This is a genomic window from Immundisolibacter sp. (assembly GCF_050250495.1).
Taxonomy (GTDB): domain Bacteria; phylum Pseudomonadota; class Gammaproteobacteria; order Immundisolibacterales; family Immundisolibacteraceae; genus Immundisolibacter.
In genome coordinates this window covers 55,296-69,771 of sequence record NZ_JBFWOM010000011.1, presented here as the reverse complement: position 1 = coordinate 69,771, position 14,476 = coordinate 55,296, and the positions used below count along the sequence as shown (strand labels likewise).

The 14,476-nt window shown below is 67.1% G+C and carries 12 protein-coding genes; 2 read left to right on the top strand and 10 right to left on the bottom strand.

Going from position 1 to position 14,476, the window contains the following annotated elements:
- Nucleotides 1–151: 151 nt before the first annotated feature.
- From AB7F93_RS09210 to AB7F93_RS09185, 6 genes are all read right to left on the bottom strand, one after another.
- Nucleotides 152–943 (bottom strand): class I SAM-dependent methyltransferase, encoded by a 792-nt coding sequence (locus AB7F93_RS09210; RefSeq protein ID WP_428302606.1) that lies wholly within the window; start codon nt 941–943, stop codon nt 152–154.
- Between the two features lie 13 nt (nt 944–956).
- On the bottom strand, nt 957–2,261 hold the full coding sequence (murJ, locus tag AB7F93_RS09205; protein ID WP_428302605.1) for a murein biosynthesis integral membrane protein MurJ: 1,305 nt from the start codon (nt 2,259–2,261) through the stop codon (nt 957–959).
- A gap of 184 nt (nt 2,262–2,445) precedes the next feature.
- Entirely contained in the window at nt 2,446–3,408 is a 963-nt protein-coding gene (locus tag AB7F93_RS09200; RefSeq protein WP_428302604.1) for a Nudix family hydrolase, read from the bottom strand.
- 10 nt (nt 3,409–3,418) lie between these two features.
- Nucleotides 3,419–4,636, bottom strand: a complete 1,218-nt coding sequence (argJ, locus tag AB7F93_RS09195) for a bifunctional glutamate N-acetyltransferase/amino-acid acetyltransferase ArgJ (RefSeq protein ID WP_428302603.1) — start codon at nt 4,634–4,636, stop codon at nt 3,419–3,421.
- Between the two features lie 27 nt (nt 4,637–4,663).
- Complete coding sequence (gene secA, locus AB7F93_RS09190; protein WP_428302602.1) at nt 4,664–7,378, bottom strand: preprotein translocase subunit SecA; 2,715 nt, start codon at nt 7,376–7,378, stop codon at nt 4,664–4,666.
- Nucleotides 7,379–7,386: 8 nt separating this feature from the next.
- Nucleotides 7,387–8,310 (bottom strand): M23 family metallopeptidase, encoded by a 924-nt coding sequence (locus AB7F93_RS09185; RefSeq protein ID WP_428302601.1) that lies wholly within the window; start codon nt 8,308–8,310, stop codon nt 7,387–7,389.
- 60 nt (nt 8,311–8,370) lie between these two features.
- On the opposite strand from AB7F93_RS09185, the gene AB7F93_RS09180 reads away from it, so the two are divergent.
- Nucleotides 8,371–8,802, top strand: coding sequence for a DciA family protein (locus AB7F93_RS09180; RefSeq protein WP_428302600.1), 432 nt, complete (start codon nt 8,371–8,373; stop codon nt 8,800–8,802).
- 53 nt (nt 8,803–8,855) lie between these two features.
- Here AB7F93_RS09180 and AB7F93_RS09175 read toward each other — a convergent pair whose 3' ends face one another.
- Nucleotides 8,856–10,007, bottom strand: a complete 1,152-nt coding sequence (locus AB7F93_RS09175) for an alkane 1-monooxygenase (RefSeq protein WP_428302599.1) — start codon at nt 10,005–10,007, stop codon at nt 8,856–8,858.
- Nucleotides 10,008–10,170: 163 nt separating this feature from the next.
- Nucleotides 10,171–11,598, bottom strand: coding sequence for an aldehyde dehydrogenase family protein (locus tag AB7F93_RS09170; RefSeq protein WP_428302598.1), 1,428 nt, complete (start codon nt 11,596–11,598; stop codon nt 10,171–10,173).
- Nucleotides 11,599–11,693: 95 nt separating this feature from the next.
- Between AB7F93_RS09170 and AB7F93_RS09165 the strand changes: the two genes are divergently transcribed.
- The gene (locus tag AB7F93_RS09165) at nt 11,694–12,386 is read left to right on the top strand and encodes a class I SAM-dependent methyltransferase (protein WP_428302597.1); all 693 of its coding nucleotides are present in this window, start codon (nt 11,694–11,696) and stop codon (nt 12,384–12,386) included.
- A gap of 64 nt (nt 12,387–12,450) precedes the next feature.
- On the opposite strand, the gene AB7F93_RS09160 is transcribed toward AB7F93_RS09165, so the two are convergent.
- Nucleotides 12,451–13,137 (bottom strand): OmpW/AlkL family protein, encoded by a 687-nt coding sequence (locus tag AB7F93_RS09160; RefSeq protein WP_428302596.1) that lies wholly within the window; start codon nt 13,135–13,137, stop codon nt 12,451–12,453.
- Nucleotides 13,138–13,326: 189 nt separating this feature from the next.
- The gene (argE, locus tag AB7F93_RS09155; protein ID WP_428302595.1) at nt 13,327–14,475 is read right to left on the bottom strand and encodes an acetylornithine deacetylase; all 1,149 of its coding nucleotides are present in this window, start codon (nt 14,473–14,475) and stop codon (nt 13,327–13,329) included.
- Between the last annotated feature and the right edge of the window lies 1 nt (nt 14,476).

Here is a 14,476-nt window from a genome sequence, read left to right as displayed (position 1 = left end):
GTCTGAGCTGCGAGCTCACGGACAGCACAAAGCCGAAAGAAAATAGCCACAAGCCCAATTGGGGGTTTGCGAATTGACGGATGACTGTGCCGCCTATACGCGAGATAGTGCTATGCTTGCTTGCACACTGCGGCGTGGAATATTCCATGTATTATTGGACTGCGACGCAATAGGAATATGGCGAGGTGAACCGGTTCGGGGGTATGCCCCAGCCTGCACGTTCAACGCGCGAATAGATGTTGCAAGCTTGGTAAGCGAGACGAATCCCGCGACTAGCTCGGATGGGAGGGGTAATGATGCTTGGCAGTCCCAAAAGGTATCCGCTTTCCGTGACATTAAGACCGGCGCTAGCGTGGGCCGCTGCAAGCGAAGTCTTTGTATGTGGCACATGAAGTCTATAGATTGCGGGTCTTAGCAGCCGGTAGGCCAAGCCATACAGGCCCCGCATAGTGGGCACTAGGGTAAACATGGAGCCGCCGGGGCGCAGGTAGCGCGCACAAGCCGTGAGTACATCTGCGGGATGTCGGAAGTGTTCAACCACTCCGAAAGATACAACAATGTCGAAGTGACCGAGCCAGTCCGATGGAGGATCAAAGAGGTCGCCCTGTCGTATGTCGCCACAGACATTGGCATTGTCAAGAATCGCCTGTGCGCGCCTGACGCCAGAAGTAGTGTAGTCGATGCCACTGACTTCGAGGCCAAACCGCGTGCTGAAGTATGGCAACCAGCGAGACGTCCCACACCCGATTTCTAAAAGTCGGGTTGTGCGCTGTTCTGTTACGGGGAGGTGGTCGCTAAATAGTTTGTCTAACAGCCGGTAAAAATGATGCTCTGTCGGGTTGCTCAGGGGGTCGATAGGGAGGGGCAGCGCCTGATTCTCCCACTCATTTTCCCAGTATGACTGGGTTGTGATCGCTCCCGACGACGGATTTTCTACTGTCATGCGACGTGTCCTGCTACGTGTCGATCGTGTGCTGGGGTTGGGGGTGGCGCGCAGCCCTCAAGCTGCAACCGATGACCATAATAGCCCAGACCGCAAATGCGGTGACGGTTCCTAGTGCGATGCCTCTCAATCCCATGGATGGGAGCAGCCAGCTGTCAACAGCCAAATTGGTGAAGAAAGCGGCCAGGTTTATCAAGGCGAGTGTTCTGTTATGGCGTAGGCTATTCAGGAGGCGCACTCCAATGACAGCGGCCATGTAAAACGGAAGCTGGAATAAATACACAGTTTGTATTGCCGTCACGCTCTCAGCGTCGGAGCTGTGGAATGCGCCGCGTTCGTACAGCAGGGAGACGACCGTCGCGCAATTCGGCGCCCAAGTCGCCAGTACGAGCAACGAGATGGCAGCTGCTATCAAGAGCCAACGGCGGAAGTGATGTATGAGCTCGTTCTTGTTGGCCGATGTGGCGAGGCGGGAAAAGGTGGGTAGAATGACGTTGCCGATCGATACAGTTAGAAGTGCGATTACGAAAATCACTGGGCGTGTGGCGTAATTGTAGGTCGATAATTCGCCTTGTGGCCTGCTGGATGCTAGAAGGATGTCGGTCAGTATCACCCCTGCCAGCGTTGCTGATGAGATGACGTTCAAGAAGTAGTGCCTATTCACGCTCTTGCTGGCGGCGGGTTGCGGGTCGCGGTAAGGTTGCAAGAGTGATCGGTGCGTTAAATGCCGACCTAGTAGCCATAGGCAGATGCTTCCGCATAATGTGCCAATTGCGGTAGCGTAGATATGTAAAGTCTTTGAAAAAAGGATGGTGAATAGGATCGCGCCAATTGGCGCGAAGGCGGGGAATATTGAGGCGTTAAAAAAGCGTTTTTGGCTGTTTAAGTAGGCGGTCTCGATACCGGTGACGCCGACAAAGAAGAGTATCGGTGTTATCAGCCATAGAAGATGGATTGTGAGCGTGTGGGGTGCGGAGAGATCTACGTTCGACCGTTGTTCAAGTAACGAGTAGAGTACCGGCCAGGCGAGTGCGCTTGCGGCGAGAAGGCCACCAACTGATCGTCGCGCATATCGGATAACGTTCGTCACTTCGTTGTTGGCTTGATGGTGTGTTAGCCGTGTAAGTTCCGGGACGAGTACCGCCAGGAGCGTTCCGCCGGCGAGCACGTTGACCAGTAGCGACGGGACACTGACGGCCAGCTGATATGCGTCGACTGCACTGCTGGTGCCGAAGTAGTAGGCGAGTACGGTGTCTTGGGCAAGCATGGCGCTGCCTGCAAGGCCAGAGAGCAGCCCGACGGTCAGGACCGTACGCACCTGCGATCGGTGAGACGGTTCTTTGGTGGGAGGTGTCACGGGAGCGTCTTGGGTGAAGCGGCGGTGAGCGTCCCCGGGAAGAATGCCGGAGTGTGCATTGTTGAAGGTCGGTGCATTAGAGTGAAGATCACAACGACGATTGAGTGCGTAGTGGTGAGGACCGATCTGCGGTGCAGGTTGCAGGTCATCGCCAGAGCGACCGTTGGGCCGCGATGCCTCTCCCGCCCATTGAGCGCGACATCGTTGCGTCTTCCTGTCGGACACCGCCCAGCGCATAGACCGGCAGGCCGGATGCGTCGACGAGGTGCTTGAATCGCTGCCAACCGAGGGGGGGCTGGCCCGGATGGCTGGCAGTAACGGCTACCTGCGACAGCACGGCAAAGTCGCAACCTATGTGCGCGGCCTTCTCAAGCTGCGACGCATCGTGGCATGAGGCGGCCAGCCACAGGGACTGCGGCACCGGGCGCTTTGTGGTCGCTGCGAGCACGCGTCCCGGCAGGTGCACTCCGGCGGCGCCCAGTTCCATGGCCAGTGCCGCATCACCGTGTAGCAAGAGCGCGATGCCGTGTTGGCGGGCTCGCGCCAGGGCGTGTTCAGCGAGGTGTCGGTAGGCGGCGGAATCGAGCCCCGGGCTGCGCAGGCAGGCGAGGCGCACGCCGCGCGTGGCCCAGTGGTCGATGTGCGCGAGGTAGGCGTCGGGGGCGCCAGTGTACTCGGCGGAAATGGCGTAAAGATCGGGCAGGCGCGCGGCGGTCAGCAGCGGGCCGTTGGCGGGCGGCAGGCTCCCGGGGTCGATGGTGTCCGGCTGCGCCCAGTGCAGCGCCTGGCCCTGCACGCCGCGTGGCTCGCCGTTCCAGGCGGTGATTTCAAAGGTATGCAGCACGACTTGCCGGGCCGGGTGGTTTGCACCGGCGGGGTAGTGGTGACGGTGCCGGATGAGCGGCTCCGCGGCAACGATCTCGATGCCGAGTTCCTCGCGCAGTTCGCGGGCGAGGGCGGCTTGCGGGGTTTCGCCGGGTTCAAGCTTGCCGCCTGGGAATTCCCAATAGCCGGCGAGGTGGGTGCCAGCCATACGCTGACTCAGCAGCACGTCGCCATCGGCCCGGCGCAGCACGCCGACGGCGACATGTAGCGGCTCGGTGCTCATGGCGCGTGGCTCAGGTGCGGTACTCGGCGTTGATGCGCACGTAGTCGTAGGAGAAGTCGCAGGTCCATACGGTGGTGCGTGCCGTGCCGCGGCCGAGGTCCACGCGCACGGTGATTTCCTCCTGCGCCATCACGGCCTGGCCCTGTGCTTCGGTGTAGTTGCCGGCGCGGGCGCCGCCGCGCACGATGCAGACCTCGCCCAGGTGCACGTGCACGGCGTCGAGGTCGAGGTTGTCGAGGCCGGCATAGCCGACGGCGGCCAGGATGCGGCCCCAGTTGGGGTCGCTAGCGAAAAATGCGGTCTTGACCAGCGGCGAGCGGGCGATGGCGTAGGCCACTGTTGCGCATTCGGCCTCGTCGCGCCCGCCCTCGACCGCCACGGTGATGAACTTGGTGGCGCCCTCGCCGTCGCGCACGATGGCCTGGGCGAGTGTGCGGCACACGTCGTCAACGGCCGCTTGCAGCGTCTCCCCCGCGGGGCTGTCGAGATCATCCACCGCGACGGCGCCCTGGCCGGTGGCGATCAGCACGCAGGCGTCGTTGGTGGAGGTGTCGCCATCCACAGTGATGCGGTTGAAGCTGCCGCCCATGGCGCGTTCCAGGCAGCGTTGCAGCGCGGTCTGCGACACCGCGGCGTCGGTGGCGACGTAGGCCAGCATGGTCGCCATGTTCGGGTGGATCATGCCCGAGCCCTTGGCGATGCCGGTGACGGTCAGCGGCCCGTGCGGCGTGTCGCGGGTGACGCTGTGGCCCTTGGCCACGGTGTCGGTGGTCATGATGGCGCGGGCGGCGGTGTTCCAGCCGCGGGCATCGAGACCGGCGAGTGCGGTCGGCAGCACGGCGGTGATGCGATCGACCGGCAGCGGCTCGCCGATGACGCCGGTCGAGAATGGCAGCACGGCATCCGGCTCGCAGCCGGCGAGGCGAGCCAGCTCCGCGCAGCAGGCCTGCGCGGCGGCCATGCCGGGCCCGCCGGTGCCGGCGTTGGCGTTGCCGCTGTTGATCAGCAGATAGCGCGGCGCGGTGGTGGCGAGATGGCGCCTGGCGAGCGTGACCGGCGCGGCGCAGAAGGCGTTTTGCGTGAATACGGCCGCCGCGCGGCCGCCGGGCGCGAGTTCCAGCAGCACCACGTCGTCGCGGCCGGGCTTGCGCACGCCGGCGGCGACACTGGCGAGCCGCACGCCGGCGATCGGCGCAAGCGGGCCGGGCGCACTCAGACGAACCGCCATGTCAGCGTCCCCGGCGCGCGCCGGGCGTCATTGCAACTGCCCGTGACATTGCTTGTACTTACGTCCGGAGCCACACGGGCAGGGCTCGTTGCGGCCGACCTTGCGCTCGCCGCGCACGAAGGGCGCGGCTGTAGCCATCGGCCGGTCGGCCACCGCCACGTCGGCGTCGTCGGGTTGCGTGGCGCCGGCGAGTGCGCTCGCGTCCGCGTGCTGGTAGTCGTACTCACCGGCCGGGCGGCGCTGGCGGTCCACGGCCTCGACGTCCTCCTCGGCGCGCACCTGCACGCGCAGCACCGTCATCGCGACGTCGGTCTTGACGCGCTCCAGCATCTGCGTGAACAGCTCGAAGGCCTCGCGCTTGTACTCCTGCTTCGGGTTCTTCTGCGCGTAGCCGCGCAGGTGAATGCTGTGCCGCAGGTGGTCCATGGCGGCCAGATGGTCCTTCCAGTGGCTGTCCAGCACCTGCAGCATGACGGCCTTCTCGAAGTGCCGCATCACGGCCGGCTCGACGCGCGCCTGCTTTTGGGCAAGCTCGTCCAGCACGATGGCGACCAGCCGCTCGCGCAGCGCATCGCCGTCGACGTTTGGTTCCGCGGCCAGCGCCTGCGGCTCGGCAGCGCTGCCGAACTCGTCGTGCAGCGTGTCCTTGAGGCTCTTCAGATCCCACTGCTCCTCGACGCTGCCGGGCGGCAGGAAGCGGTCGATGAGCGCCCCCGCCACATCGCGCACCATGGCCTGCACGGTGTCGGCCACGTCGTCGGCCTCCAACAGTTCGTTGCGCTGCTGGTAGATGAGCTTGCGCTGCTCGTTGGCGATGTCGTCGTATTCGAGCAGCTGCTTGCGGATGTCGAAGTTGCGGCCCTCGACCTTCTTCTGTGCATTCTCGATGGCGCGCGTCACCCAGCGGTGCTCGATGGCCTCGCCGGGCTCAAGCCCCAGTTTCTGCATCCAGCCGGACACCCGGTCCGACGCGAAGATGCGCATCAGGTCGTCCTGCAGCGACAGATAAAACCGCGACGAGCCGGGATCGCCCTGGCGCCCGGAGCGGCCACGCAGCTGGTTGTCGACGCGGCGGGATTCGTTGCGCTCGGTGCCGACCACGTGCAGGCCGCCCAGCTCGACCACCCGGTCGTGTTGCGTTTGCCATTCGGCGCGGATGCGCTCGCGCTCGGCGGCGTCCTCCACGCCGTGCAGGCGCGCTTCGAGGTTGCCGCCGAGCACGATGTCGGTGCCGCGGCCGGCCATGTTGGTGGCGATGGTGACGGCGCCGATCTCGCCGGCGCGGGCGATGATCTGCGCCTCCTGCTCGTGGTACTTGGCGTTCAGCACCTGGTGCGGCACGCCAGCCTTCTTCAGGCGCCCGGACACCAGCTCGGAAGTCTCGATGGACGCGGTGCCCACCAGCACCGGCTGGCCGCGCTCGTGGGCGTCCTTGATGTCGGCGAGCACGGCGTCGTACTTCTCGTCGACCGTCAGGAACACCTGATCGCCAAGATCCTTGCGCACCATCGGCCGGTGTGTCGGGATCACCACGACTTCCAGGCCGTAGATTTGTGCGAGCTCGAAGGCCTCGGTGTCGGCGGTGCCGGTCATGCCGGACAGCTTGTCGTAGAGGCGAAAGTAGTTCTGGAAGGTGATGGTGGCGAGGGTCTGGTTTTCCTGCTTGACGGCCACACGCTCCTTGGCCTCGACCGCCTGGTGCAGGCCCTCCGACCAGCGCCGGCCGGGCATGAGGCGCCCGGTGAACTCGTCGACGATGATCACCTCGCCCTGATTGACCACGTAGTGCACGTCGCGCTGGAACAGCGTGTGCGCGCGCAGGCTGGCGTTCAGGTGATGCATCAGGGTGATGTTGGCCGCGTCGTAGAGGCTCTCGCCCTCGTCCAGCAGGCCGGCCGCAGTCAGCAGCTCCTCGGCGTGCTCGTGGCCGGCGTCGGTCAGCACCACCTGACGGGTCTTCTCGTCGACGTGGTAGTCGCCGGGGCCGTCGGGCTCGGTCTGGCGCGTGAGTTTTGGCACCAGCACGTTCACCTTGGCGTACAGCTCCGTGCCGCCCTGCGCCGGGCCGGAGATGATCAGCGGCGTGCGCGCCTCGTCGATGAGGATGGAGTCGACCTCGTCCACCACCGCGTAGTGGCGGCGCTGCACGCGGTCGTCGGCCGTGAAGGCCATGTTGTCCCGCAGGTAGTCGAAGCCGAACTCGTTGTTGGTGCCGTAGGTGATGTCGGCGGCGTAGGCGGCCTTGCGCTCGGCGGGGTCGAGGTTCGACACGATGATGCCGGTCGACAGCCCCAGGAATTCGTAGACGCGGCCCATCCAGGCACCGTCACGGCGGGCGAGGTAGTCGTTGACCGTCACCACGTGCACGCCGCGGCCCGCGATGGCGTTGAGGTACGCCGGCAGCGTCGCGACCAGCGTCTTGCCCTCGCCGGTGCGCATCTCGGCGATGCGGCCCTCGTGCAGCACCATGCCGCCGACCAGCTGCACGTCGAAGTGGCGCATGCCAAGCACGCGCCCGGCCGCCTCGCGCACCACGGCGAAGGCCTCCGGCAGCAGTTGGTCCAGCGTCTCGCCGGCGCCGTGGCGCTGCTTGAGCGTGTCCGTCCAGGCGCGCAGTTCGGCGTCGGTGAGCGCCTCGAACTGTGCGGCGAGCGCGTTCACGCGCGCCACGGCCTTGAAGTAGCGCTTCACCTCGCGCTGGTTGCGACTGCCGACGATGCGGCGCACGAGTGCCTGCAGCATGGCCGGCCTCAGCGCGCGGCGGTGCGCAGCGGCTCGCTGGCCGCCAGCGCGTTCAGGTAGCGGGCCGGATCGACCAGCCGGCCGTCGCGCAACACTTCCACGTGGACGTGCGAGCCCGTGGTGTGGCCGGTGCGGCCGACGCGAGCGATGAGTTGACTGCGTTTCACTGTCTGACCTGCTTTGACCAGATTGGCCTGATTGTGGGCGTAGCGGGTGCGAAAGCCGTCACCGTGGTCGATCTCGACCACGTTGCCGTAGCCGGATTCCCAGCCGCTGCTGACTACCTTGCCGCCCGCTATTGCGCGGATCGGTGCCCCGGGCGGGGCGCGAAAATCGATGCCGGTATGGAAATCACGAATACCGCTGAACGGATCGCTCCGGGCGCCGAACGACGACGACAACTGCGCGCCCCGCACCGGCGTTGCCAGCAGCGGGCCGCGCTCGATGATGCCGGCGCCGATGACCCGGTCGAGCGCCGCGAACTGAGCGGCGCGGCGGTCGATCTGCCGCGACAGGCCGTCGAGCTCGGCCACGAAGTCGAGCACCGCGAAGGGTTGACGCGGCTCGGCGTGAGTCGGGGTATTTTCCGGCGCCGCGTCGGGCAAGAGGCGGGCCGCCTTGCTGACGCGCTGGCCGACCGCCTCCAGCGTCTGCACGCGGCTTTGCAGTTCACCGACGCGGTCGATCAGGCCCTGCATCTGCGTCTGGGCGGCTACGCGGGTCTGGTCCACCACCGAGCGCTGCACGCGCAGCTCCTTGCGCACCGCTTCGCGGTCGCTGAAGGCCTCCTGCAGCGGCATGCTCGCGCCGAGCGCAAAGCTGCCGACCAGGGCTCCGAGGCCAAGGCCGCCGAGGGTGAGCAGGGCAGGTGCGTGCAGTCTGAAGCTGCGCTGGCTCCCGCTGCGAAGCCAGTGGATGTGCAGGCTGATCATCGCGGAACACTATAATCCGGGCGGTCTCGATGCCTTGAGGCCGGACCGGGGCTGGGCATTATGGGTTCCGCGCAATACCTTCACAAGCTGCTGGCCGGGGGCGGTTCGCTGTCCCCGCTGCTGACGGCGAGCCGTCACCACGCCGCCGTGCTCGCCGAGGTGCGCGCGCGTCTGCCGGCCGATCTCGCTGCGGCGGTGCACTGTGCGGCGGTCGACTCAGGCTGCCTGCGTCTAGGAATGAGCAGCAGCGTCTGGGCGGCGCGGGTGCGGTACCTCGCGCCGCGCCTGGCTCGCGATCTGTCCGACTTGTCCGCAGGCCCGGTCGCGACGGTCGAGGTGTACGTGGCGGCCGCGCCGGATGGTCGCCAGACGGCCCCGCCGCAGGCGCCGAAGCCACTGAGCGTCGCTTCGCGCGAGCACCTCGAATCGGTCGCCGCGGCCACTCACGATCCGCGCCTGGCCGAGGCGCTGCGGGCGCTGTCCCGTAGCTGATTGACCGGCACCGCGCCGCGGGCCATTGGTTGGCCGGCGGCGCGGTGTGTCGTTCAGTGGATGTGCGCCCCCGCGACGAAGCGCTGCGGCAGCGCGCCCGGCACGGCGTGCGGCACCACCTCGCCCTTGTCGTAAAAGGCTTCGAGCACCGGGTGCACCAGCCGCCGCCATACCGGCGGCACGAAGGCGGCGAAGATCATCGTGAGGTACCCGTACGGCAGTCGCGGCGCCTCCGGCCGCACGCGCAGGATCTGGAACGGCCGCCCGGAGTTCTCGTGGTGATCCGCGTGCCGGTCCACCGCCGTGAACAGGAAGTTGCTCAGCATGTAGCTGTCGTCCCAGGAGTGGATGGCGCGCGGCGCCTCATACTCGCCGCTCGGCAACTTGCGGCGGGACAGGCCGTAGTGCTCGAGGTAGTCGCCCACCGACAGCAGAAAGCGCGGCGCCGCGTATTGGAGCGCGAACAGACCGAGCGCGATCGGCCCGAAGTACCAGGTGAGGCCGACTACCCAGGCCAGCTCGTTCAGGGTCAGCCAGATCATGAGGTTGTAGGGCGACAGCCAGGGTTTGCCGAGCGTCTTCAGGCGACGCGCCTCGATCTGCCAGGACAGCACCAGCTTGCGGCCGATGTTGCGAAGCGTGAACTGCCAGAAGCTCTCGCCGTATCGCGCGGAGCCCGGATCCTCCGGCGTCGCCACCAGGTTGTGATGCCCGTAGTTGTGGTAGACGTGGAAGTTGGCCATGCCGCACAGGCAAAGCACCTGCACGCCGATGAAGCGGTCCAGGCGGGCCGGGTGGTGGCACAGCTCGTGCGCCAGCGTGGCGCCGAAGCCGACGCCGACCGCCATCGACAGCGCCAGACCCATCTTGGCGTTAAGCGCCATGTCGGTATTGATGATCTGGTCGTAGCTGAACAGTACCAGCGCAATCTGCGCCGGCAGGTACAGCCACAGCGTCAGGCGGTAATACAGAGCCTTCTCGTAGCGGGCTTCGAGCTGCGGCGGCACGTTCAGGTTGTCCTCGCCGAGCAGTCGATCGAGGAACGGCCCGACGCCGAAGATCAACGCGATGGGCAGCCAGTGCCACGCGCCGCCACCCAGCGCGTGGGCGAGAAACGGCAGCAGTGCCACGGCGGTGACCGGCAGGGCGCCGATCTTGGTCAGCGGGCTCAGGCGCGGGCGGCCCTGCTCCAGTGCAACGTCCATGTCGAGACTCCCTCCTTGGGTTAGTGGTTGAATGCCGAAAAATTCCGTCCATGGAATTTTTCGGCTCGCTGCATCGCGGTACACGCCCGCGATGCGCTGCGCGCACCCAAGGCCCGGGAGCCTTGCGTTCGCGCCGGGGCATCCTGCCCCGGAACGAGCTACATCACTTCACGAAGCGATCCAGCATGCGCGTCAACCGCGGCGAGTACGGCGGCATCATCCAGCGCGTGAAGCTGATGCGGCTGGTCTGGCGCAGCACGGCGCGCTCATTCGAGAACGCCTGAAAGCCGAACAGGCCGCCCGACTTGCCGATGCCGCTGTTGTTGACGCCGCCGAACGGCAGGTTCGGATGCAGGCCGTGCAGCATCACGTGGTTGATGGTGGTCCCGCCGGCGGACGTGCCGTGCAGGATGCGCTCGACGTTGGCCTTGATGCGGCTGAAGGCGTACAGCGCCAGCGGCTTCGGCTTCTCGTTGATGAGTTCGAGCGCGCGGTTGAGGTCGCGGTAGCCCAGCACCGGCAGCAGCGGGCCGAAGATTTCTTCCTGCATGAGCTTCGAATCGGGCGCCACGTCCGCCAGCACGGTCGGCGCGATGTAGCGCTCCGCCGCGTCCGACTGGCCGCCGGTCACCACCCGTGCGCCGCGCGCCAGCGCGTCGTCCAGCAGGCCCTGCACGCGGGCGTGGTGGCGCGTGTTCACGATGCGCGTCAGGTCTGGCAACTGGCCGCCCGCGCCGCTCGCGTGCGCCTTGAACTGGCGGTCGAGCGCGCCCAGCAGCTCGTCCTTGCGCGACTCGTGCACCAGCACGTAGTCCGGCGCCACGCACACCTGGCCGCCGTTCAGCAGCTTGCCCCACACCAGCCGCTCGGCGGCAGACTCGACATCCGCGCTCTCGTCGATGATCACCGGCGACTTGCCGCCAAGCTCCAGCGTGACCGACGCCAGGTGCTCGGCGGCGGCGCGCATCACCACCTTCCCGATTTCCGGGTTGCCCGTGTAGAAGATGTGGTCGAAGGGCTGGCGCAGCAGCGCCTGCGCGACCTCCGGCCCGCCTTCGAACACCGCCACCTCGGCCTCGTCGAACACCTCGGCGACGATGGTGCGGATCACCGCGCCGAGCGCGGGCGTCATCTCGGACGGCTTGATGATGGCCGCGCAGCCGGCGGCGACGGCGCTCGCCAGCGGCACGAAGCTCAGGAATACCGGCACGTTCCACGGCGCGATGATCAGCGCCGCGCCCTTGGGCTCGTAGCGGATCTCGCCGCGCGTGCCGAGCATGTTGATCGGGGTCTTGACGCGCTGCGGGCGCATCCAGCGCTTCAGGTGCTTCAGCGCCAGATCAATCGCCTGCGTGACCGGCATGATCTCGCCGAGCAGCGCATCCACGCGCGGCTTTCGCATGTCGCTGTGGGCGGCGGCGAGGATGTCCTCCTTGCGCGCCATCACCGCGGCGCGCAGGCGGCCTAGCTTCTCCAGGCGCTGGTCGGCGGTGGTGTCGCGCAATTCGAGCTTGCGCTGCTGCTGGAGTGCGAACACGCGCTCGATTTCCGTATCGAGGCGCCCCGCGGGCAGTTCGTTGATCGCGTTCATCGGCATCCTCCTTAGGTCCGCGTCAAGGCGGCGACTATAAACTGAATGGACGTTAAGGCGCCTCACCCGCGGCCTTTGCCCCGTCAGGAGACACCATGGTTTCCCCCAACACCCCGCAGCACGATTTCACCGCCGGCGCCGGCGACTACGAGCGGCGTATCCGCACTCTGGTGCCGGGTTACGACACGCTGCACGAGCTGTCCGCCGCGGTGCTGCGCGCGCAGTTGCCGGATGCGGCGCGCGTGCTGTGCGTGGGCGCCGGCACGGGGGAGGAAATTGCGCGTCTGGCCACGGCCGGGCCGCAGTGGCGATTTGTGGGCGCCGACCCATCCGCCGACATGCTGGCACAGGCCCGCGCACGCTTGCAGCAGGCCGGCGTGCTGGACCGCGTGGCGCTGGTAGCCGGGCACGCCCAGACCCTGCCGGCATCGTCACCCTACGATGCCGGCACGCTGATCCTGGTGCTGCATTTCCTGAAAGACGACGCCGCGCGGGCGGCGCTGCTCGGCGCGATTGCCGAGCGCCTGAAACCCGGCGCGCCGCTGCTGCTGGCGAGCCTGTATCGCGAGGGCAACGCCGCCGCCGTGCTCGACGCCTGGAAGGCCCTGCAGGTGCTGGGCGGCCTGCCGCACGCCGCGGTGGAGGAACGCATGGCGCCGCGCCTGGCCGAGGCGCGGCCGGTCGCCGACGACGAACTCGCGGGCCTGCTCGCCGACGCCGGTTTCGGCCCGCCGACGCGGTATTTCCAGGGCCTGATGATGGCCGCCTGGGTGGCCTGGCGACGGTGACTGGACGCGCCCAGCGCGGACGGCGTGGCGTCCGCGCTGGGGTTACAAGACGGAAGTCGGGGCCTCAGAAGCGCCGGCCGATGCCGATGCCGTACACCCAGGGGTCGATGTCCACGTCCACCTTCAGGCGACCCAGTGCGTTGGTCGTGATGGTGGCCTCGGTGTCCATGTCGATGTACTTCACGTCGGCGTTGATGAACCAGTCCTTGTTGATGGCGTAGTCCACGCCGACGTTGGCCGCGAGACCCCAGGAGTCGTTAAGCTCCACGTCGGCCTTGCCGCCCATCGCGATCTTGAAGTCGGACGTCGCGTCCTCGTTGAAGAACAGCGTGTAGTTGAGGCCGATGCCGGCGTACGGCCGCACCGTGCCGTTGGTGTTGAAGTGGTACTGCACGGTCAGTGTCGGCGGCAGGGTGCGGGCGTCGAACAGCTTGCCGAGCCCGGCCACGGAGCCCGTGCCGTAGGCATCGTGCTCGCTCGACGCGAGGATCAGTTCGAGGCCCCAGCTCGGCGTCAGCATGTAGGTGAAGTCGACTTCCGGCACCACGCTGGAATCGACCCCCACACCGCTGCCGGCGATCGGCCCGGCCACGCTGCTCTTGACCGTACCGCTGTCCTCGCGCGGGTCGACGGCGATCACGCGGCCACGGACCAGCCAGTCACCGGTCTCGAAAGCCGTGGCAGGTGCGGCACCGGCCAGAGCCATCGCACCGGCCAGTGCAGCAACGGCAGTGTTCTTGTTAACAGTCATTCGAATGCACCTCTGGGTTGGCGAAACACTGTTCGCATCGCCCGCTCCCTGCGGGCCTGGCGGCAGTGTCTGCAAGGTGCGCGTGGGGGCTGTTGACGCGTGTCGGGAGCGGGGGCTCGCACCCTTGATCGACATCAATACCCAGGAGGCAGGTCGGCCTTCGGTGGCCAAGTTTGACGGTGAGGGAACTCAGCAACAAAGCCGCCGCACCGCCTCGCGCAGCAGCGCGACGGTCGGGGCGAGCCGGTCGAGTGCGAGGTACTCGTCCGGCTGGTGCGCCTGGGCGATGTCGCCGGGACCGAGGATGACGGTCTCGCAGCCGAGCGCGTTGTAGTACGTCCCCTCGGTACCGAAGGCCGCCGCGCCGGCGGCGTGGCCGGCGAGTTGTTCGGCAAGGCGCACCACGTGGGCGTCGGCGGGGGTCGCCATCGGCGGCAGGCCGTCGAAGATGGCCTCGAATTCCACTGTCAGCCCGCGTGGCGCCACGGCTTTAAGAACACGTTCATGCAGTTCTTCGCGCAGCGCGGCCGTGTCCATGCCGGGCAGCGGTCGCAGGTCCAGCGTCAGTTCACACGCGCCGCAGATGCGGTTCGGGTTGTCGCCGCCGTGGATGTGGCCGAGGTTCAGCGTCGGCACTGGCACCGCAAACGCCGGGTCGCGGTAGCGGGTCTGGAGTTCGTCCCGCCAGGCGAGCAGGGCGCCGATGGCGGCATGCATGCCTTCGAGCGCGCTGTTGCCGAGCGCGGGGTCGCTGCTGTGGCCGCTGCGGCCGACGAGACGAATGCGCTCGTCGAAGATGCCCTTGTGCTGGCGAATGGGTTTCAGGCCCGTCGGCTCGCCGACGATGCAGTGCCGGCCAAGCCGCCGGCCGGCCTCCACCAGGCGCCGGGCGCCCAGCATGCCGCTTTCCTCGTCAGCGGTGGCGAGCAGCACGAGGGGGCGCTTGAGGTCCGTGTCGCGGATGTCCCGCACGGCCTCGATGGCGAGCGCCAGAAACGCCTTCATGTCGGCGGTGCCAAGGCCGTACAGCCGCCCGTCCGCCTCGTGCAGGGTGAACGGGTCGCGCCGCCACAGCGCGGGGTCGCACGGCACCGTGTCGGTGTGGCCGGCGAGCACCAGGCCATCGTCGCCCGAGCCCAAGGTCGCGATGAGGTTGGCCTTGGCCGGATCGGTGCCCAAGTCCTGAATCTCGACCGCGAAGCCGAGGTCTTCGAGCCAGGTGGCGAGGCGGTCGATCACCGCCCGGTTGCCGCGGTCGAGACCGCGCTCGAAGCTGCTGACCGACGGCGTGCCGATGAGCGCGCCGATCAGGTCCAGCAGCCGCGGCGGGCGGGGCATG